General features: G+C 65.4%; 17 protein-coding genes. 4 read left to right on the forward strand and 13 right to left on the reverse strand.

The genetic code is table 11. The features are described from left to right. Positions 1–61: 61 nt before the first annotated feature. The 3 genes from JQ507_25850 to JQ507_25860 are packed head-to-tail and all read right to left on the reverse strand — an operon-like array spanning position 62 to position 3,085. Positions 62–223, reverse strand: a complete 162-nt coding sequence (locus JQ507_25850; GenBank protein QRI68324.1) for a hypothetical protein — start codon at positions 221–223, stop codon at positions 62–64. Between the two features lie 27 nt (positions 224–250). Continuing rightward, positions 251–1,675 (reverse strand): YfcC family protein, encoded by a 1,425-nt coding sequence (locus JQ507_25855; GenBank protein QRI68325.1) that lies wholly within the window; start codon positions 1,673–1,675, stop codon positions 251–253. Between the two features lie 21 nt (positions 1,676–1,696). After that, positions 1,697–3,085, reverse strand: coding sequence for a M20 family metallopeptidase (locus tag JQ507_25860; GenBank protein QRI68326.1), 1,389 nt, complete (start codon positions 3,083–3,085; stop codon positions 1,697–1,699). 115 nt (positions 3,086–3,200) lie between these two features. Here JQ507_25860 and JQ507_25865 point away from each other — a divergent pair, with 115 nt between their 5' ends. Then, entirely contained in the window at positions 3,201–4,100 is a 900-nt protein-coding gene (locus JQ507_25865) for a LysR family transcriptional regulator (protein QRI68327.1), read from the forward strand. 169 nt (positions 4,101–4,269) lie between these two features. Here the strand turns inward: JQ507_25865 and JQ507_25870 are convergent, their stop codons facing one another. The 10 genes from JQ507_25870 to JQ507_25915 form a co-directional block, all read right to left on the reverse strand. Beyond that, the gene (locus JQ507_25870) at positions 4,270–5,799 is read right to left on the reverse strand and encodes a glycerol-3-phosphate dehydrogenase (GenBank protein ID QRI68328.1); all 1,530 of its coding nucleotides are present in this window, start codon (positions 5,797–5,799) and stop codon (positions 4,270–4,272) included. After that, a complete protein-coding gene (locus tag JQ507_25875; protein ID QRI68329.1) occupies positions 5,796–6,524 on the reverse strand; it encodes a class II aldolase/adducin family protein in 729 nt (242 codons plus the stop codon). Before JQ507_25875 ends, JQ507_25870 begins: the two co-directional genes overlap by 4 nt. 17 nt (positions 6,525–6,541) lie before the next feature. Beyond that, complete coding sequence (locus JQ507_25880; protein ID QRI68330.1) at positions 6,542–7,582, reverse strand: 2-hydroxyacid dehydrogenase; 1,041 nt, start codon at positions 7,580–7,582, stop codon at positions 6,542–6,544. Then, the gene (locus JQ507_25885; protein ID QRI68331.1) at positions 7,575–9,155 is read right to left on the reverse strand and encodes a carbohydrate kinase; all 1,581 of its coding nucleotides are present in this window, start codon (positions 9,153–9,155) and stop codon (positions 7,575–7,577) included. The genes JQ507_25880 and JQ507_25885 overlap by 8 nt, the downstream gene beginning before the upstream one ends. Continuing rightward, positions 9,152–10,261, reverse strand: a complete 1,110-nt coding sequence (locus JQ507_25890; GenBank protein QRI73515.1) for an ABC transporter ATP-binding protein — start codon at positions 10,259–10,261, stop codon at positions 9,152–9,154. Before JQ507_25890 ends, JQ507_25885 begins: the two co-directional genes overlap by 4 nt. An 18-nt stretch (positions 10,262–10,279) precedes the next feature. Then, positions 10,280–11,377, reverse strand: coding sequence for an ABC transporter ATP-binding protein (locus JQ507_25895; protein QRI68332.1), 1,098 nt, complete (start codon positions 11,375–11,377; stop codon positions 10,280–10,282). 4 nt (positions 11,378–11,381) lie between these two features. After that, positions 11,382–12,239, reverse strand: coding sequence for a carbohydrate ABC transporter permease (locus tag JQ507_25900; GenBank protein ID QRI68333.1), 858 nt, complete (start codon positions 12,237–12,239; stop codon positions 11,382–11,384). A 14-nt stretch (positions 12,240–12,253) separates the two neighbouring features. Beyond that, positions 12,254–13,183, reverse strand: coding sequence for a sugar ABC transporter permease (locus JQ507_25905; GenBank protein QRI68334.1), 930 nt, complete (start codon positions 13,181–13,183; stop codon positions 12,254–12,256). Between the two features lie 119 nt (positions 13,184–13,302). Then, positions 13,303–14,742, reverse strand: a complete 1,440-nt coding sequence (locus tag JQ507_25910) for an extracellular solute-binding protein (protein ID QRI68335.1) — start codon at positions 14,740–14,742, stop codon at positions 13,303–13,305. 28 nt (positions 14,743–14,770) lie between these two features. Beyond that, a complete protein-coding gene (locus JQ507_25915) occupies positions 14,771–15,787 on the reverse strand; it encodes a sugar-binding transcriptional regulator (GenBank protein ID QRI68336.1) in 1,017 nt (338 codons plus the stop codon). Positions 15,788–15,921: 134 nt separating this feature from the next. Between JQ507_25915 and JQ507_25920 the strand changes: the two genes are divergently transcribed. The 3 genes from JQ507_25920 to JQ507_25930 are packed head-to-tail and all read left to right on the forward strand — an operon-like array spanning position 15,922 to position 19,105. Further along, positions 15,922–17,202: an FGGY-family carbohydrate kinase gene (locus JQ507_25920; protein QRI68337.1), complete on the forward strand. Its 1,281-nt coding sequence runs from the start codon at positions 15,922–15,924 to the stop codon at positions 17,200–17,202. Then, entirely contained in the window at positions 17,199–18,068 is an 870-nt protein-coding gene (locus JQ507_25925; protein ID QRI68338.1) for a TIGR01459 family HAD-type hydrolase, read from the forward strand. Before JQ507_25920 ends, JQ507_25925 begins: the two co-directional genes overlap by 4 nt. Positions 18,069–18,076: 8 nt before the next feature. After that, entirely contained in the window at positions 18,077–19,105 is a 1,029-nt protein-coding gene (locus JQ507_25930; protein ID QRI68339.1) for a class II aldolase, read from the forward strand. Positions 19,106–19,136 lie beyond the last annotated feature (31 nt).

The raw sequence follows: 19,136 nt of genomic DNA on the forward strand, positions 1-19,136 counted from the left end.
CGCGTTACAAGATTGTCATGGTCGGGCGGAGACCATAGGCAGGCCGTGTAACAGTCTCATGTCAGGACGATCGGATGGCCGGCATGGCACAGACGAGGCGCTTGCGCATATCGTCGGTGAGCTCGCCGAGATGATTGTGCAGCACCGAGCCGGCATTGACCGGATCGAGATGGGCCGAAATGAAATCGGCGACGTCAGGCCCGTTGGCACCGACGCCGATCAACACGCTGATCGACGCGCCAGATCAAATTCAGCGGTAGCCATATTCGACCGCGAGCAGCAGGATGGCCAGGCACAGCGTCACCATCGTCGCGAACAGCGGGATAATGAACCTGACCCATTCACCGAATCGCACGCGCCCGACGGAGAGAAAAGCGAGCAAGGTGGGAGAGGTCGGTGAAATCAGGTTCGGCAGCCCGCCCCCGAAGAGAAACGCCAGGACGACCGATTGACCACTTACACCGGAAAGCGCGGCGACAGGTGCGAACAGCGGCATCGTCAGCGCCGCCCTTCCCGAAGTGGATGGAACCAACAGATCGACGATCATCTCAATCGTCATCAGACAAGCAGCTGCGGACGGGGGCGCCAGATCCGCCATTCTGCTCGTCAACGCAAAGATGATCGGATCAAGCACCATGGCGTCTCGCAGAATGAGCTCCACAGCCTTGGCGAGTCCGACAAGTACGCCGGCGAGCAGCATCGCCTTCATGCCTTCAAGAAATAGCTGGCATGCCTCCGTCGGCCGGATCCGCGCAATCAGGGCGATAGCGGTCGCGAGCCCGATGTAGGCAGCAGCGAGGTCTGCATGTCCCCAATGATGCCACCGCACGCCGTAGACGACGGAAAGGACGAACACTGCAATCGTGAGAAGAATGGCCAAATGCCGGTGCGAAAGCCGCCGAGCCGACGCCTCGCTGATTGGTTGCTGGCCAAGCGTCAGACGCGCCGTCTTATGCAGCACGAAAAGAACACCGACCGACAGGAGAATGACGAACGCCGCCAGTCGAACGCCGAGACCACTGAAGACGGGGACACCGACGGCCGTTTGAGCGACAACCAGGCCGATCGGATTCGTAACCGACGTGAGGTAGCCGATTTTCGCCGGTATGATCACGATTGCGGCAGCGAGCACACGATTGAATCCGAGACGTTCTCCCAACGCAACCGCGACGGGGACGAACGCGATGTATTCCGAAATCAGTCCGACAAAAGATGCGCCGAAGGCGATGGTCAGCATCAGGAGCGGAATGAGCAATCTCACCCTCCCTCCAGTCAACGCAAGCAAACGGTCGAGCCCGGCATCCAGCGCTCCCGTATTTCGGAACACCGCGAAGGCGCCGCCAATAAACGTGATCATGAAAATGAGGGAGGCCGTCGCCGTAAGGCCGGCTGGTATCGCCTTGAGCGTCGTGACCACGGAGGCGGGTGCAGCGACCGCGACACTGCTTGCTTCGCCTGAGAACAGCGCACCAATGCGACGGTCTTTCGCGATGAAATGAAAGCTGCCCGGTTCGACTGCTCCCGTCGGCGAGCGGTTGTAAAGCCCTGACGGCAGAACGAACGTCAGGCCGGCCGCGAGGACAATCATGAACAGCATGATCGTGACAGGGTGGCGGGACGAACTCCTCCGAATTCCCGTCTCCACCATGGTCTGCTGATGAGCGGCTGCCACCATCGTCAGTGCACCGGTCCAATATTATCCATCGTGCGCCGCCGGCGTCAGATCCCAGAACAGGCCGGTCATGATCCGCAAGCCTTCTTGTATCAGCGGTCCCAACACATGCTCATCGGGACCGTGCTGCTTGCACCCTGCGTAGGAATGCGGCACCCAGATCGTCGGCACGCGCAGCTGACGGGCGAATGCGTCGCTCGGCAAGGAGCCGGCTCCGTTCGGCACCACAATCGGAGGAGCGCCGACGGTACGCGCGATGGACTGAACCGCCCAATCCACCCAGGGACTGGCAGGATCGGTACGCGAGGCGGGATGAAAGTCGCCTTCCCGTGCGACGATCTTGACCTGCTGGAAGCCGTTCTGATCGAGAAAGCCGCGCAGGCCGTCGAGAAATTTTCCGCTGTCCACGTCGGCCGTGAAGCGCAACTGGCACGTCGCGCGCGCAAACGGCTGGACGCCGTTGACCGGCCGATCGGGTTGCCCGGCGACGACGGCGAGAACGATGAAGCTCGTCCAGCCGAACATCTTCTCCGCACGTGTCAGGCCAGGCTCTCCCCAATCATCGGCAATGTGCGGGAAATCAAATCCTGGATCGACCGCGCAATCCAGCAGCATGGCTCGAACCGCCGGCGGGATCGCGTCAGGTCGCCATTCCGGCACCAGGATCTGCCCGCGCGTTGTGGTGATGCAGGTCAAGGCATGCGCGAGGATGATCGCAGGATCCTCCAGAACGCCGCCCCAATGGCCCGAATGGCGACTGCCGTCGCGCAGGTGGACCACAAGGTCGAACGACATCACACCCCGGTTGCCCAGCTTGATATCCGGCCGCTCAACCTTCATTCTCGGACCGTCCGAGGCGAGAAAGATGTCCGCCTGAAGCTCGTCGGCGTGGTTGCCGATCACCTCAGCCAGTCCGGGAGACCCGACTTCCTCGCCCATGTCGATCAGGATTCTGGAATTGAAGCCGTGCCTCCCGCGGACCTTGAGCACCGTTTCAAGCGCAGCGATGACGATGCTGTGTTGGGCCTTATTGTCCGCAGTCCCGCGGCCGTAGTACCGGTCACCTATCCGGGTCAGTTTCCATGGCGATAGGCCCTCACTCCAAAGATCGGGCAACCCCTGCACGACGTCGCCGTGACCATAGGTGAGTACGGTCGGCAAGCCCTTGTCCTCGGTCCGGCTCGCGATCAGGAACGGCGCTCGGCTCGCCACCGAATTGTCGACCAGGCGGCACGCATAGCCCATCCGCTCCAGCGTCGGGACCATCTCCTGTTTCAGATAATCGAGCAGTACGAACTGCCGCTCCGGAACCGAGCTCTCCGTGGGAAAGGCCACGCGACGGCAAAGATCGTCAACGAACTGTCCGCCGGAAAAGTGCTCCTGGGCGGCACGCAGTGCTGCTTCGCGGCTCACAGATATTCCCACATCATTTGAGGTGTTCTTTTCAGGTGCGGAGAAGCTGAAGCATAGAATTAGATGCGTCAAACCAGTTTTATTTCGCCTATGGCTAAGTTAAATTGAGCCTATTATGAAGAGTGAAACCTTGCCTCCGCTCAACAGCTTGCGAGCTTTTGAAGCTGCCGCCCGACATCAGAGCTTTGCTGCCGCAGCAGCTGAGTTGGGCGTGACGGCGAACGCGATCAGCCACCAGGTGAAGAAACTCGAGCAGCACATCGGGACGCTGCTCTTCGAGCGCCTACCGCGTGCTTTGGTTCTGACCACCGAGGGCCGCGATTTCCTGCCGGACGTGACTGCCACATTCGATGCCTTGCGGATCGCGGCCGCACGGGTCGCGCATCCGCAACGCCGTCACGTCGTCGCGGCGACCGCGCCCGCGGTATTCGCGATCGGCTGGATGCTGCCCCGCCTGCAGCGGTTTCATCTTGAGAATCCGCAAATCGAGCTTCAGCTTTCGACAGCACGCCGACCCGTCGATCTGGAGGCGGAGGGGCTTGATGCGGCGATCCGGCACGGACGGGGCGAATGGCCGGGACTGATCGCGGATCATCTGTTCGGAGATGCCATTCTGCCCGTGTGCAGCCCGAGCTATCTTTCATCTCGTCCGCCGGTTCGGACATCGCATAGCCTGCTCGCCGAGACGCTGTTGTTTTCAGCCATTGCGCCGAACGATTGGAACGACTGGTTTGCTCACGCTGGTATCAAGCAATCGACAGGCATTCGGCGAAGGCTCAATTTCGGCAACTCAACGCTCCCGATCCAGGCGGCGGTGCAGGGACTGGGCTTTGCACTCGCAGACGTCAACCTGATCGAAGATGAGTTGCGGGACGCCCGGCTTATCGCTCCGGTGGAAGAGCCGAAGATGGTGAGGGGAACAGCCTGGTATCTCACCTATCGGCCGGAGAACGGAAGCCTGGCACCGCTTGATGCGTTCCGCCAATGGATCCTGAGGGAAACACTGCGGGTTTGATCCCGATGCTGCGATCCCGCATCAGGCTGGCCCCGCGGGAGCAACGTTCGTTCTCGGCTCGGCGGTTCCGCATCCCCATGATTGCCTGATGGAGCCTAGATCCGGAAAAGTGCGAAGCGGTTTTCCGAAAAGATCATGCTCAAACAAGGAGCTAAAGCGCGATGACGCTTCACTCCGGTCTCATCGCGCTTTGGATGTAATTCTCGAACGCCAACCGCTGCGCCGGCGTCAGATGCAGGCCATGCTTGGTGCGCCGATCCAGGAAGTCGGCAGGCCTCCTCGCCCACTCCGTCTCGCGCAGATACGCCGCTTCGCATTCATAGAGATCGCCGCCGAAATGCCGGCCCAGGTCGGCCAGGACCCGGGCCGAACCCAGCAGTTCGCGCGCGCGCGTCCCGTAGAGCCGCGCATAATGATGGACAAGCTTTTGCGGTAGATCGCGATAGTCGCGCGCCAGCGCGCGCGCAAAATCATCGAAACTGCCGCCGATGTCGCCGCCCGGCAACGGCCTGTCAGCGGTCCAGGCCGGCGACAGCTTCGCAAACCACGGCGCGAGGCGCTGCATCGCCTGCTCAGCCAGCCGCCGGTAGGTCGTGATCTTGCCGCCGAAGATCGAGAGCAGCGGCGGCGCCCCCTCGGCGCCGTGAACCTCGAACACATAGTCGCGCGTCACGGCCGATGGATTGTCGGCATTGTCGTCGTAGAGCGGGCGGACGCCGGAGAAGGCGTGCACGATCTCGCTTGGCTGCGGCGGCATCCGGAAATAGCGGCGCAGCACCTGAAACAGGTAGTCGGTCTCGTCCGCGCCGATCGCAACCTCCTCGGCACGGCCATCATATGGAATGTCGGTGGTGCCTATCAGCGCGAGATCATTCTCATAGGGATTGACGAAAATCACCCGGCGGTCGCTGTTCTGCAGCAGATAGGCTTGCGGCCCGTTCCAGAATTTCGGCACCACGATGTGGCTGCCCTTGACCAGCCGCACGTTCTGGGCAGAGTTCAGTCCCGTCACGCCCTGGATGACATCCTGCACCCATGGCCCGGCGGCGTTGACCAGCGCTCGCGACCGCACGACCTGCGCTGTTCCGTCATCGCCCTGCATCTCGAGCAGCCAGGTCTCGCCGTCCCGGCGCGCGCGCAGCGCTCGCGTGCGCGACAGGATGCAGGCGCCATTCCGTGCTGCATCGATCAGATTGAGGATCACCAGCCGGCTGTCATCGACCCAGCAATCCGAATACTCAAAGCCACGCCGGAACTCTTGACGTAGCGGTGCGCCCTCCGGACCCTGCGACAGATCCAGGCCGCGGCTCGCCGGCAGCTGCTTGCGGCCGCCGAGATGGTCGTAGAGCAACAGCCCGGTGCGGACCAGCCAGGCCGGCCGCTGCTCCGGCGAATGCGGCAGCACGAAGCGCATCGGCCAGATGATGTGAGGCGCCGAAGCCAGCAGCACTTCACGCTCGATCAGCGCCTCGCGCACCAGGCGGAATTCGTAATATTCGAGATAGCGCAGGCCGCCATGGATCAGCTTGCCCGAGCGCGACGAGGTGCCCTCGGCGAAATCATCCTTCTCGCAGAGCAGGACCTTCAGACCACGGCCGGCGGCGTCGCGGGCGATGCCGGCGCCGTTGATGCCGCCACCGATAACAGCGATATCGACCAGCCCGTGATCCCTGCCTGCGACCGGCGCAGTGCCCTTCATCGCTTGTTGCTACGCCGTTTCTCGGCGCGGCGTGGCGCCGCCTTTGCCGTCGCACGCGCCTTGCTCGGCTTCGGCGCCTGCAAGCCATAGGTGGAGAACCCCTTCGCGGTGTCGGCAATCTCCTCGTCGGACAGGATGATACGCGAATCGAGCGCGAGCGAGAGATAGTACTGCCGCGCGATGGTCTCGAGCTCGACCGCGAGCCACATCGCCTTGTCGAGATTGGCGCCGAGCGCGATCATGCCGTGGTTGGCGAGCAGGCAGCCATTGCGGCCCTCCAGCGCCGCGATCGCGTGGTCGGACAACTCCTTGGTGCCGTAGCGCGCGTAGCCGGCGCAGCGGATGTCGGTGCCGCCGAATGCCGCCATCATGTAGTGGCAGGCCGGGATCGGCTTGCGCGCGATCGCGAGCACGGTCGCATAGGTCGAGTGGGTATGGACGATGGCGCCGACATCGGGCCGCGCGCGCGTGATGTCGAGATGGAAGCGCCATTCGGTGGACGGCTGCAGCGGTCCTTCCCACGCGCCATAGTCACCCTCGAGCGGCATCGACGCGATCATCTCCGGCTTCATCGAATCATAGGGGGTCGCCGATGGCGTGATCAGCATCCGGTCCTTGTAGCGCGCGGAGATGTTGCCTGATGTCCCCTGGTTGAGTCCCGACGCATTCATCCATCGGCACTTGGCGATAACAGCCTCGCGCAATTGTCGTTCCTCACGGGTCATTCGGACTGCCTTTCTCTTCAGCATGGATTGCGTGGCGGCTCGCCGGCCAGGAAACGGCGAACCTCTTCGGCCGCCTGCTCGGCGGCCACGGTGACGGTGCGCACGGAGGCGCCGGCGATGTGCGGCGTCAGCGTGACGTTGGGAAGCCGCAACAGCGGCCAGTCCGCCGGGACGGGCTCGACCGCGAAAGTGTCGAGCATGGCGCCGCCGAGATGCCCCGATGCCAGCGCATCATGCAGCGCGTCGTAGTCGACCAGCGGACCGCGCGCGGTGTTGATCAGGTATGCGCCCGGCTTGATTCGCGCCAGCGCGTCGCGCCCGATGAAGCGGGTGGTCTCCGGCGTGACCCGCGCATGCAGCGTGACGATGTCGGCGCGGCCGAGCAACTCGCCCAGCGCGACATGCTCGACGCCGTCATTGCGGTCCTGGGCGCTGAGCTGGACATAGGGATCGGCGACCAGGATTCTGCAGCCGAACGCCTTCAGCAGCTTGACCACGCGGCTGCCGATCGCGCCGTAGCCGACGATGCCGACCGTCATCTCGCCGAGCTCGCGCCCGGTGCGGTCGGCGCGATAGAGATCGCCGCGCCATTCGCCTCCGCGCAGTGCCTCGTGGCCGCTGCGGATCAGGCGGGTCTCGGCGAGAATGGCGCCGACGGTGAACTCCGCCACCGCGCTCGCATTGCGGCCGGGCGTATTCACCACCAGCACGTTGTGGTCGCGCGCCGCCTGCATGTCGATGTTGACGGGGCCGCCCCGCGACACCGCGATGAACTTGAGCTTCGGCAACCGCGCCAGCATCGACCGCGAGATCGGCGCGAGGTGCGTGACCAGCAGCCCGGCATCGCCGATGAAGTCGATGATCTCGTCAGGCTGCCCCATGAATTCCTTCAGGCCGTCGAGCTTCGAGCCGGCGTAGCCATGCTCCATCGGCTCGTCCGGCCAGGGCTGCTCCAGGGTGCGGATATCGACGCCGTTGCCGCAAGCGATGCGGATATGCTCGGCAAACACCGACGGCAGCATGAAACGGTCGCCGACGATGGCGATGGAGTTAGACATGGTCGTCTCCGGCGCGTAGCGCGGCGAGTTGCTTCCAGACCGGCCGCGACGCCAGCCTTGCATCGAGATAGGTTGGAAAGATGCTGGCGTAGCGCTTTGCCAGCGTGGCGTCCGGCGATTGCGGCGCGCTCAGATGCGGTGTGACCCACTGTTCCGCACAGGCGCGCATGTCGGGATGGGCATCGATCGCGACCGCCGCGATCATCGCCGCGCCTGCCGCACCGGCCTCGGCCCGGCTGCAGATCCGGACCTCGCAATCCAGTGCAGCCCCGAGAATGGCGCCGAGCGCGCGGCTCTTCGCGGCACCACCGGTGATCCTGACATCGCGGGGCAGCGCGCCTATCGCGGCGTAGCAATCCCGCGCGGCGAAGGCGAGGCCCTCCATCACGCCGCGCATCAGATCGCCATAGCGGTGGCGCGAGCGCAGGCCGAAGAATTGTGCGCTGGCCTCATGCGAGACGAACGGCCCGCGCTCGCCGGCATCGGAGATGAACGGATGGAAAAGGACCTCGCCGGGCCTGGCCCGCAGCACCTGGTCGTCGAGCCGGAGGATCAGCTCGGTGCGCGTGCGCGTCACGCCCTCCGCCGCCAGCAAGTCGCAGGCGAGATCGAGCATCCAGTCGATGTTCAATGTCGCCGCCATGTTGGACTGCATCTGGGCATAGTGCCCCGGCACCGGAAACGGCATGGTGTAGCCGGTTGCCTCCCGGTTCAGCGTCACCGCGTCCGCACTTGGCACCAGCCGCATATGCATGCCGGTCGAGCCGATGATGGTGCAGCCGACATCGGGTGACGGATCGTAGAGGCCGGCGCCGAGCGCATTGCAGATCACGTCGACATAGCCGAGGCAGACCGGCACGCCCGCCGGCAGGCCGATCTCGATCGCGGCCGCTGCGGTGAGCGGATGCGTCATGACCGCACCGTCGACGACGGGCGGGAACAGCCGCGTCAGGTCGGCGATCCCGATCAACCCTGCGGTCTCCGCGTCGAAACCGCGCTTGCGGAAATCGCCACAGGAGAATGTCGCTTCCGACGGATCGGTGGCGCGCTCGCCGGTGAGCAGGAAATAGAGCCAGTCCTTGCAATGAAAAGCCGTCGTCGCCCTGGCGATCGCCTCAGGCATGTGCGCCTGCAGCCACGCCAGCTGTGGTCCTTGCTGGCAGGCGTTCAGCCCGGAGCCGGTGCGGCGATAGAGCGGTGCGTTGCGCTCGCTTGAGCGGATCTCCTCGACCAGCCGCCCGGCTCGCGAGTCCAGCCACAGCAGCGCCGGCGCAACCGGCCGGCCATCATCGTCGATCAGCCAGGTGCCGTCGCCCTGCCCGGTCACCGCGATCGCCGCAATGCGTGCGGACAAGTCAGGTACTGACGTTGCGAGCGCGCGAATGACTGCGATCGTATCGCTCCAGGTCCGCGCCATGTCCTGCTCGACGTGGCCGCCGGGCGCGCTGCTGTACGCATTCGGCCGCGAGACGTCGGCAAGCTGCTCGCCGGCCAGCGTGAACGCCACCGCCTTGATCAGCGAGGTACCGGCATCGATGCCGATGATGACGTCGCGGCGTGCTGACGCGGTCATGGTCGGGACACCTCCGCATGGCGGATGCAGCTTCCGTCGCTGCCGAAGATGTGCAGGTGACGCGGCTCCAGCGCGAACGAAACGATTTCGCCCGGCCGCGCCGCGACGCGGCCCGGCGTGACCGCGATCAGCATGCGGCCGCCGCAATCACCGGCGATATGCGACTGATCGCCGAGCCATTGGTTGGAGACGACCTTCACCTTGATGTCGCCGGCGCCGACCGCGATCTTCTGCGGACGAATGCCGATGCGCACCTGCGGCGTGCCGGCGAGCGCCTTAGCTGCCGCACCGTCAAGCCCATTGATATCGAAGGCCATGTCGGTTCCGGCCGACAGGCGGAAGCCGCCGTCCGACCGCGCAACCTCGGCATCGAACAGGTTCATCGGCGGCTCGCCGATGAAGCTCGCGACGAACAAATTGGCGGGCCGGCCCTTCAGTTCCTTCTCGCTGGCGAATTGCTGCAGCACGCCGCCTTCCATCACCGCGATGCGATCGGCCAGCGCGCTGGCTTCGGTCTGGTCGTGGGTGACGAAGATCGCGGTCATGCCGCGCTCGGCGAGCAGGCTCTTGATCCGGCCACGCAGCACCGCGCGCAACTGCGGTTCGAGCTGGCCCATCGGCTCATCGAGCAGGTAGAGATCGGCGTCGCGCACCAGCGCCCGCGCCAGCGACACGCGCTGCTGCTGCCCGCCGGAGATCGCACGCGGATATTTGTCGAGGATGTCCTCGATCTCGACCAGGCGGGCAATCTCGTCGACCCGACGCGTCACCTCAGAGCGCGGCAGCTGGGCGGATTTCAGCGCGAAGGCGATGTTTTCGCGGACGGTGAGCGGCGGATAGAGCGAGTAGCCCTCGAAGGCCATCGCGACCTTGCGGCGCGCCGGCGGCAGCACGTGGATCGGCCGCCCGCCCAGCGCGATCGATCCGGCCGAGACGTCCTCGAAACCCGCGATCATGCGCAAGGTCGAAGTCTTGCCGCAGCCCGACGATCCCAACAGCGCGACGATCTCGCCCTTCTCGACCGCCATATCGAGCGCCCGCACCGCGTGCACCGGCACCTTGCCGCGGCTGCGATAGAGCTTGTCGATGCCGCGAAGTTCGAGCATGTCCATGATCATCCGCTCCTATGCCGCCTTAAGCCGGCACGATGGCGCGATCCGGAGCCCGGTCGCGCGATCGAACAGCATCGCTGCATCGGCCGCGAAGCGGACGAAAACGCTATCATCGGCCACGCCTTGCGGCGCATCCGGCGGCAGCGCCGCCAGCCATTCCGTTCCGTCGGCAAGACGGAGCAGCAACACCGCCCTCTCGTGCATCGGGGTGATCGCGAGAATGCGCGCCGGGATGGCGTCGTCCGCAGATGCCGACGAGATCGCGATATCCTCCGGTCGGACGCCGAGCCAGCATGGACCGGCAGGCGCTGCGCCATCGGCGGCGCCGAGCCGCATCCGGGCGCCGGCCACCACGGCCGACAGCATGCCGTGCTCGGCGACCGGCGAAACCTCGGCAAGGTTGATGGTCGGATCGCCGAACAACCGCGCGATCGCGACCGACCCGGGCTGGGCGTAGATATCCGCCGGTGTCGCGACCTGCGCGAGCCGGCCGTCGATCAAGACCGCGATGCGGTCGGCGATCGCCATCGCCTCGCGATAGTCCTGGGTCACATAGAGCACGGCGGCGGTCCCGCGCCGCAGCAGGTTCGGCAGCTCGAGCCGCATCTCGTAGCGCAGCTTGGCGTCGACGTTGCGCAGGGGATCATCCAGCAGCAGCACGTCCGGATTGCCGATCAGCGCCCGCGCCAGCGCGGTGCGCTGCTTCTGTCCGTTCGACAATTCGCGCGGCGTATGGCCCAGCACGTGCTCGATCTTGAGCAGCTTGCTGATCGCGGCAACGCGACCGGCAACTTCGTTGCCGCCGGCACGCAAGCCGCTTGCGATATTGTCGCGGGCGGTCATGTGCGGGAACAGGGCAAAATTCTGGAACGCCATGCCGATGCCACGCCGCTCGGGCGGCGCGCCGACCACCGAGCGGCCGCCGATCAGGATGTCACCGTCGTCGGGCTCGAACATGCCCGCGATCATCCGCAGCAGCACGGTCTTGCCGCTGCCGGACGGTCCGAACACCGCGACGATTTCGCCAGGCTCGACGGCGAGCGACAATCCGTCGGCGGGCCGCGCCACACCGAACGCCTTGCTCACCGCATTGATCTCGAGACGTGCCATCGGATCAGCCTTTCACCGCGCCGAGCGAGAGCCCCTCGACCAGATAGCGCTGCGCATAGAGCGCCAGCAACAGGGTCGGCGTCACCGAGAGCACGATCGCCGCCGCGATCTGACCGTACTGGATTCCGGACGCGGTGACGAAGGCGAGCGCGCCGACGGTCACCGGCTGCTTGTCGGCGGAAGCCAGGATCAGGGCGAACACGAAATTGTTCCAGCAGAAGATGAACGACAGCAGCCCCGCCGCGGCGATTCCCGGCCCTGCCAGCGGCACCGCGATCCGGGTGAAGGCCTCGCGCCAGGAATGCCCCGCGAGCCGGTAGGCGTGCTCGATATCGGGGCTGATATCCTCGAAATAGCCGCGCACGATCCACAGGATCAGCGGCAGCGCGATCAGCTGATAGACCCAGACGATGCCGAAGTAAGTGTCGTTGAGCCCGAGCTCCTGATAGTACAGCGACAGCGGCAGCAGCACGAGCAACGGCGGCGCGAAGCGGAACGACAGCAGCGTGAAGGCGATGCTCTCGCCGAGGCGGAACTTGAAGCGCGCAAAGGCGTAGGCCGCCGGCACGCCGAGCAGCAGCGCCAGCAGCACCGCCGCGCTCGAGAGCACGACGCTGTTGAACAGGTTGCGCATGAAGGAGATCTGCAGATTGCCGGCCGCGGTGCGCAGCTGGCCGGAGATCAGCGCCTCGTAATTCGCAAGCGTCGGCTCGAACAGGATCCGAGGCGGAATTCTCAGGATCTGATCGTTGTTCTGGAACGACATCAGGAAGATCCAGACGATCGGAAACATGAAGAAGATCAGGATCAGCGTGAGCGCCACGCCGCGGAAGATGCGGCCGGCAAGGCTGGAATGTTCCATCGCGCCTCTCCCCGTCACGCGTGGCCGTGCGCACGCGCGCGCAACCGCAGCCAGTTCTTGATGAAGATGTTGGACAGGATGTTGGTGATGAGCCAGAGGATCATCAACAGCGCCGCCGACCTGCCGACATTGGTGTACTGGAAGAATTCCAGATAGGCCTGCACCTGGAACACCATCAGCCGGTCACCCGGTCCGCCCTGCGTCATCGCATAGATGATGTCGAACTGCTGGATCGAATCGAGCAGGCGGAACAGCGATGCCGTGATGATGTAAGGCGCGAGCATCGGCAGCGTGATCCGGAAGAAGACGAAGCTCGCCGGCACACCGTCGAGCGCCGCGGCCTCGAACGGCTGCCGCGGCAGCGAGCGCAGGCCCGCAAGCAGCAGGATCATGATGAAGGGCGTGTAGACCCAGACATCGACCAGCACGACCGTGAACAGCGCGCTCGACGGATCGGAGGCCCATTTGAAGTCGGTGACGCCGAACAGGCCGACCAGGTAGGACAGGATGCCGAAGCTCGGATTGGTCATCAGCTTCCACATCAGCGCGGCGATCGCCGGCGCCGTCATCAGCGGCAGCAGCAGCATGATCGACACCGCATTGTGGAAGCGGGTCGGCCGGCGCAGCAGCAGCGCGATGCCGAGGCCGAGCAAAAGCTCGAGCACGACCGTCACAGCGGTGTAGGTGATCGATATCCGGAACGTATTCCAGAACGCCGGATCGGACAGGAAGTCGATGTAGTTGCCGGCACCGATGAAGCCGCGCAGATAAGGCAGGTTCAGCCGGTAACGCTGCAGCGAATAGACCGCCGCGGTCACGAACGGAACCAGGATCGCCACGCAGACGAGCAGCGCCGGCAGGCTCAGCAGATAGGGCAAGAGGCGCACGCGCGGCCTTGGTTTGGCCGGCGCTGCCTGCGCGTTCGTCTGGAGGAGTTGGACCATGCTCATGATGATATGAGATCGCGTTTGGCTGGCAAAACGCCGCCGGCTCGGAATGGGACAAGGCTCCGAGCCGGCGGATGGGTGCGGTGCGGGGGATCAAGCACCGCACAGTTGGCCCGTCAGCCGAGACCGGCCTGCTTGAGCTGGCGGTTGATGCTGTCGGCGAGCTTGTCGAGCCCCTCGTCGACACTGACCTCCTTCGCCACCATCTTCTGCAGCGAGGCCGCCCATTCCGTCGTGAGATCGAAGAACAGCGGCTGCGCCGTGAAGTAGATCTTGGCGCCGGGCGACGACATGTCGTGCTGGTCGAGATAGCCGGGATAGGACTTCGCGATACGGTCGCGGAACTCGCTGTCCTTCCACACCGAGGCGCGCACCGGATTGACGAAGTCCATCTTGCGTGCGCCGAACAGGTCGTGCTCGACGGAAGCCGCCCACTGCATGAACAGCCATGCGGCGTCCTTCTGCTTGGAGAAGGTCGACATCGCGAGCGACCAGATCCAGACGTTCGGGGTCGGCGCCTTGGCGGCCGGATTGGCGGCAAACGGCGCGTAACCGAGATGCCCCTTTTCCTTGTTGTCGCCACCATTCATGAAGTAGCCGAGGATGTCGGCGTCGAAGATCATACCGGAGGCGCCGGCGCCGAGATCGGTGCCGACCTGGTACCATGTGTAGGTCGACCAGTTCTTCGGGCCCGAGGTCTGGATCATCTTGACCCATTTGTCGTGGAATTCCTTGGAGGCCTTGGTGTTCATCGCGGCCTTCAGCTTGCCGCCCTCCATCACGAAGTCCTTCTGGCCGAAATTCGAATAGGCCGACAGGAAACCCGGATGGATGGTCGCCCAGGAGCGCGAGCCGCGCACGCCGACACCGTAGGGCCCGCCGGCGTCCTTTGTGATCTTGGCGGCGACCTCCAGCATCTCGTCGAGGTTCTTCGGCGGCTTGACGCCGACCTTGTCGAAGACGTTGCGGTTGTAGGTGATGTTGTTGAGCTCATAGCCCCACGGGATGCACCATTGCTTGGCCTTGCCCGAGCCGAGCTCGGAGCCGGCGACGCCGTCCCATGCGGTGGAAGCACGCAGGCCCGGCAGCACGTCGTCCCAGGCGAAGGCCGGGTTGGTCTTGGTAGGATCCTTGATGTAGGTGTTGAGGTCCTCGATCCAGCCCGCCGGACCGTAGGTCCAGGTCATGTAGGCGCCGGTCATGAAGGCGTCGTACTGGTCGGATTTCGACGACAGCGCCGCCGTCACCTTGTCGAAATAGACGTCCTCCGGAAAGATGTCGTAGGTGACGTTCATGCCGGTCAGCGTCTTGAACGCCTCGATGTCGCCGATCATCGCATCGACATAGGGGTGCTTGTTGAGCAACAGCTTGACGCTCTTGCCGCTTTGGGCCTTCCAGTTGAAGTCCGCGGCCATCGCCTTCGACATCGAGGAGGCGAAGGCGGCGTTGGCGGCAAGGCCGGTGATGCCGAGCTTGGCGGCGCCGTCGAGGAGATCGCGGCGGCTGATGCGTTTGGCAGCGTAGGAGTCGAACAGATTCTTCTCGCGATCGAACATGTATTTCCTCTCCTTGTTGACGCTTGTTTTATTTGTCCTTCCGGGTCTTGCTTCTTGTCTTGCCGGATGTGGTCTCCGGCTTGTCTGTTGTGAGCGCCTTTGCAGTCACCTCGTCGATGATGAGGCCGTGCAGCACGCCGCTGCGCAGCACCCCGCGCAGCGCGGTCACCTTGGCCGGCCCGCCGGCGATGGCGACGATGCGGTGCTTTCTGAGATCGGCCATGCTCATGGAGGTGGCGCGGGCCGAGAGATCGGTGTCCAGCACCGCTCCGTCGGCGCTGAAGAAATGGCCGAGCAGATCCGCGCAGGCGCCGACGCGCTTCAGCTCGGCGACCTCGTCGGGCTTGATCATTCCGCTCGCCACCAGAAAGCCGTCATGGCTGACCTGGCCGATGCCGACGAACAGCAGCGAGGCCTTGCGGGCCAGCGCGAACACGTCGGCGATGCCGAATTGCTGCATCAGCACGGCGCGATCGGCGACCGAATTGGCGAACACCGGCACCGGCAGCAGATATGCTTCCGCGCCGGTACGTTCGGCGAGGCGATGAATCACGTCGAACGGATTGGCGGCAAATTTCCGCGTCAGTCCGCCGAGCAACGACACGAATTGCGCGTCGCGCGCCGGGGTCTGCGGCATCTGCTCGACCACGGCGGCGAGCGTGCGGCCATGGCCGACGCCGATCACCTTGTCGTCGCCTCGCTCCAGGATCTGGCGCAGGAAGCTCGCGCCTTCCAGCGCCAGCGCCTTGAGCGGCAGATCGCTCTCGCCGAGATCGGGCGCGACGCGGCAGAACGATAGGCCGAAGCGCTGCGTCAGATCGTTCTCCAACGCCACGCATTCGGCGACCGGCCCCTCGACGAAGACCCGGATCATGCCCTCGCGGCTGGCGCGCGCGATCAGGCGGTGCGCCTTGGTGCTCTGGATGTTGAGGCGGTCGGCGACCTCCGACTGGGTCAGCCCGGCCGCGAAATACAACCACGCCGCGCGCGTCGCAAGCGACGCCTCGCCGTCGATCGTCGGCAGCCTGTCGGGCGGTGTGGCCATGTCCGGAAAAGTCCGCTTGCAAATTTCTTCACGTCCTGCAAAAAATTGCAGAGGCCGAACGGGGCGTCAATCCCCCAAACGTGCTGCAGCGCAACCAACGTCGAAGCGCGGGCACGAGAGAGCGGTGAGGTCGGATGGGAGGCTTGTATCTCGGCATCGATGTCGGAACCGGCGGCGTCCGCGCCTGTGCGATCGATCCGCAGGGCGGCATCCGCGGCTTCGCTTCGATCGCGCTGCCTGCGCCGCGCGTCGACGGCAACGCCATCGACCAGAACCCGGAGCTGTGGTGGCAGGCTGCGGCCGCAGCCATCCGCAAGCTCGGCGAGACCGTCGGTCTTGGCGACGTCACGCGTATCGTCGTCGACGGCACATCGGGCACGCTGCTGCTGGTCGATGCGGCCGGCCGCCCCTGCTCGCCGGGGCTGATGTACAATGATGCGCGCGCCACGCACGAGGCCGCACGCGTGGCGGCAGTCGCACCGCGCGAGAGCGGCGCGCATGGTGCGAGCAGCGCGCTCGCCAAGCTGCTTTATCTCCAGAACGACGGCTACATCGGCGATGCGCGCCACGCGGTGCATCAAGCGGACTGGATCGCTGGCCGGCTTGCAAACCACCATGCCATCAGCGACGAGAACAACGCGTTGAAACTCGGCTACGACCCGGTCGCGCGCGCCTGGCCGTCCTGGCTCGACCAGCTCGGCGTGCGCGACGATCTGCTTCCCGAGGTGCTGGTGCCGGGAACGGCATTTTCCGAGATGGATCCGCAGGTCGCGCGCTCACTCGGGCTGCCCGCCACAGCTCACGTCGCGGCCGGCACCACCGACGGCGTCGCGGCCTTCATCGCGACCGGTGCCGATCAGCCGGGCGATGCCGTCACCTCGCTCGGCACCACGCTGGTGGTGAAACAGCTTACGACCCAGCCGATCTTCGCGGCCGACCAGGGTGTCTATTCGCACCGGCTCGGCGAGCGCTGGCTCGCCGGCGGCGCATCGAACTCCGGCGGCGCCGCGCTGCTGCTGCATTTCAGCGCCGACGAGATGGATCGGCTGACGCCGCAGGTGATGCCGGACCAGCCGACCGGGCTCGACTACTACCCGCTGCCAAAACCCGGCGAACGCTTCCCGATCGCCGATCCGGCGCTGGCCGCGCGGATCACGCCGCGACCGGCCGAAGATTGTCGTTTTTTCCAGGGCCTGCTCGAGGGCATCGCCTCGGTGGAAGCCCTCGCCTACCGGCAGCTGGCGCGACTCGGCGCACCGCATCTGCGCCGCGTCATCGGAATCGGCGGCGGCGCGAAGAACGATGCATGGACCAGGATCCGGCACCGCGTGCTCGGCGTCCCGGTCTCGCTCGCCGAACAGACCGAAGCAAGCTACGGCGCCGCGCTGCTCGCGCTGAACGGAGGTCCGCCATGAAGGCCGATGCGACCGCGATCGCCGGCCTTCATGTCATCGCCGACCGCTTCGATCACGTGCTGCTCGACCAGTGGGGCACGCTGCACGAGGGGTTGGCGGTGTTCCCCGCAGCGCTGGATTGCGTGGCGCGGCTGCGCACGGCCGGCAAGCACATCCTGATCCTCTCCAATTCCGGCAAGCGCGCCGTCGGCAACCAGCGGCGCCTTGCCGCACTCGGCCTGCCGCCGGAGGCCTATGACGGCGTGCTGTCGTCGGGCGAGGTCACCTGGCGCGGCCTGCACACGTGCGACCAGGCGCCCTTTGCCGAAATCGGACGTAGCTGCTTTCTGATCTCGCGCGACGGCGATCGCTCGATCGTCGACGACACCGGCCTCACGGTCGCTTCGACCGTACACGAGGCTGATTTCATCCTGCTCGGCGGCCTTGACGATGATATGGCCGAGCCGGAACGCTGGCGCTCGCTGCTGACGGCGGCCGCTGCCCGGCAATTGACGATGCTGTGCGCCAACCCCGACCTCGTGATGTTCGGCGTCGCGGGACTGATCCCTGCACCGGGCGCACTCGCCGCCTTCTATCAATCGCTCGGCGGCACCGTGCTGTTCGTCGGCAAGCCGCATCCACCGATGTTTACCGCCGCGCGCGATCAATTGGGACGTCCCGCGCCGGAGCGAATCCTCGTCATCGGCGACTCCCTCGATCACGATATCGCCGGAGGCCGCACGGCCGGCATGCTGACCCTGCTGATCGGCTCCGGCGCCCATCGCGCGACGCTTGCGCAGGCGCACGACCTGCCGCAGGCGATCAAGGCCGCGGCCGGCGCAGCGGCGCGGATGCCGCACTGGACCATGGACCATCTGACCTGGTGAGAGCCGAGATGCGACCGCCTCAAATGCTGAACGAACTGTGCCGCATGTCGGCACGCGTCGGCCGGAATATCCTGCTGGTGCAAGGCGCCGGCGGCAATTCATCAGTCAAGGAGGACGACGTGCTGTGGGTCAAGGCGTCAGGCACCTGGCTCGCCGACGCCGAGGACAAGGACATCTTCGTGCCGGTCGCCCTGTCGGCCGCGCGCGCGGCCCTGGCGCAAGGCGACGAACGCGTGCCGCTCGCGCCGGACGCCGGAACGACGCTGCGCGCCTCGATCGAGACCTCGCTGCATGCGCTGATGCCGCACAGGATCGTGCTGCATGTTCATTCCGTCAACACCATCGCGTGGGCGGTGCGCAGCGATGCCCGTGACGAGTTTGCCCGGCGTCTGGACGGACTGGCCTGGCGGTACCTCGACTATCACCACCCGGGACTGCCGCTGGCCCGCGCGGTCGGTGAGGTGATCGCACGGGATGCGATCGACGTGCTGATCCTCGGCAATCACGGCCTGGTGGTTGGCGCCACGACCTGCGACGCGGCGGAAGCCTTGGTGGCCGAGGTCGAAAAGCGCCTGGCGCTGGAGCAGCGTCGCGCGCCGGCCGCGGATCATGACGCGCTCCGGAGGATCTGCGCCGGCACGATCTATCGCCTGCCGCGCGATCCGCGCGGCCACGACATTGCCACCGACCGCTACAGCCGCGCGATCGCGACCGCCGGCTCGCTCTATCCCGATCACGTCGTCTTCCTTGGCCCGGGCCTGCCGGTCCTGGAGCCTCACGAGAGCCTGAACGTCAGGACCGCAGAGACCATCGCGATCGGCCTGCCGCCGCCGGTTGCGCTTCTCGTCCCCGATGTCGGCAGCCTCATCCGCGAGGATGCCAGCGACGGCGCCGAAGCCATGTTGAGCTGTCTCGCGCTGGTTACCAGCCGGCTGCCCCTGACTGCACGGGTCAACTATCTGACGGCAGAGAATGAGCATGCGCTGCTCAACTGGGACGCCGAGCGATATCGCCGGCAACTGACCGCCGATCGCTGATCCGCCAGATCGCGATCTCGGTGGCGCCCCG

The organism is Bradyrhizobium sp. PSBB068, assembly GCA_016839165.1.
Classification (GTDB): domain Bacteria; phylum Pseudomonadota; class Alphaproteobacteria; order Rhizobiales; family Xanthobacteraceae; genus Bradyrhizobium.

What these genes read in the sequence shown, in the direction of transcription:
- JQ507_25895 (QRI68332.1), bottom strand. Translation starts at nt 11,377, where the DNA reads ATGGCACGTCTCGAGATCAATGCGGTGAGCAAGGCGTTCGGTGTGGCG.
- JQ507_25930 (QRI68339.1), top strand. Translation starts at nt 18,077, where the DNA reads ATGCGACCGCCTCAAATGCTGAACGAACTGTGCCGCATGTCGGCACGC.
- JQ507_25870 (QRI68328.1), bottom strand. Translation starts at nt 5,799, where the DNA reads ATGAAGGGCACTGCGCCGGTCGCAGGCAGGGATCACGGGCTGGTCGAT.
- JQ507_25920 (QRI68337.1), top strand. Translation starts at nt 15,922, where the DNA reads ATGGGAGGCTTGTATCTCGGCATCGATGTCGGAACCGGCGGCGTCCGC.
- JQ507_25925 (QRI68338.1), top strand. Translation starts at nt 17,199, where the DNA reads ATGAAGGCCGATGCGACCGCGATCGCCGGCCTTCATGTCATCGCCGAC.
- JQ507_25915 (QRI68336.1), bottom strand. Translation starts at nt 15,787, where the DNA reads ATGGCCACACCGCCCGACAGGCTGCCGACGATCGACGGCGAGGCGTCG.
- JQ507_25885 (QRI68331.1), bottom strand. Translation starts at nt 9,155, where the DNA reads ATGACCGCGTCAGCACGCCGCGACGTCATCATCGGCATCGATGCCGGT.
- JQ507_25875 (QRI68329.1), bottom strand. Translation starts at nt 6,524, where the DNA reads ATGACCCGTGAGGAACGACAATTGCGCGAGGCTGTTATCGCCAAGTGC.
- JQ507_25865 (QRI68327.1), top strand. Translation starts at nt 3,201, where the DNA reads ATGAAGAGTGAAACCTTGCCTCCGCTCAACAGCTTGCGAGCTTTTGAA.
- JQ507_25855 (QRI68325.1), bottom strand. Translation starts at nt 1,675, where the DNA reads ATGGTGGCAGCCGCTCATCAGCAGACCATGGTGGAGACGGGAATTCGG.
- JQ507_25890 (QRI73515.1), bottom strand. Translation starts at nt 10,261, where the DNA reads ATGCTCGAACTTCGCGGCATCGACAAGCTCTATCGCAGCCGCGGCAAG.
- JQ507_25905 (QRI68334.1), bottom strand. Translation starts at nt 13,183, where the DNA reads ATGGTCCAACTCCTCCAGACGAACGCGCAGGCAGCGCCGGCCAAACCA.
- JQ507_25910 (QRI68335.1), bottom strand. Translation starts at nt 14,742, where the DNA reads ATGTTCGATCGCGAGAAGAATCTGTTCGACTCCTACGCTGCCAAACGC.
- JQ507_25880 (QRI68330.1), bottom strand. Translation starts at nt 7,582, where the DNA reads ATGTCTAACTCCATCGCCATCGTCGGCGACCGTTTCATGCTGCCGTCG.
- JQ507_25900 (QRI68333.1), bottom strand. Translation starts at nt 12,239, where the DNA reads ATGGAACATTCCAGCCTTGCCGGCCGCATCTTCCGCGGCGTGGCGCTC.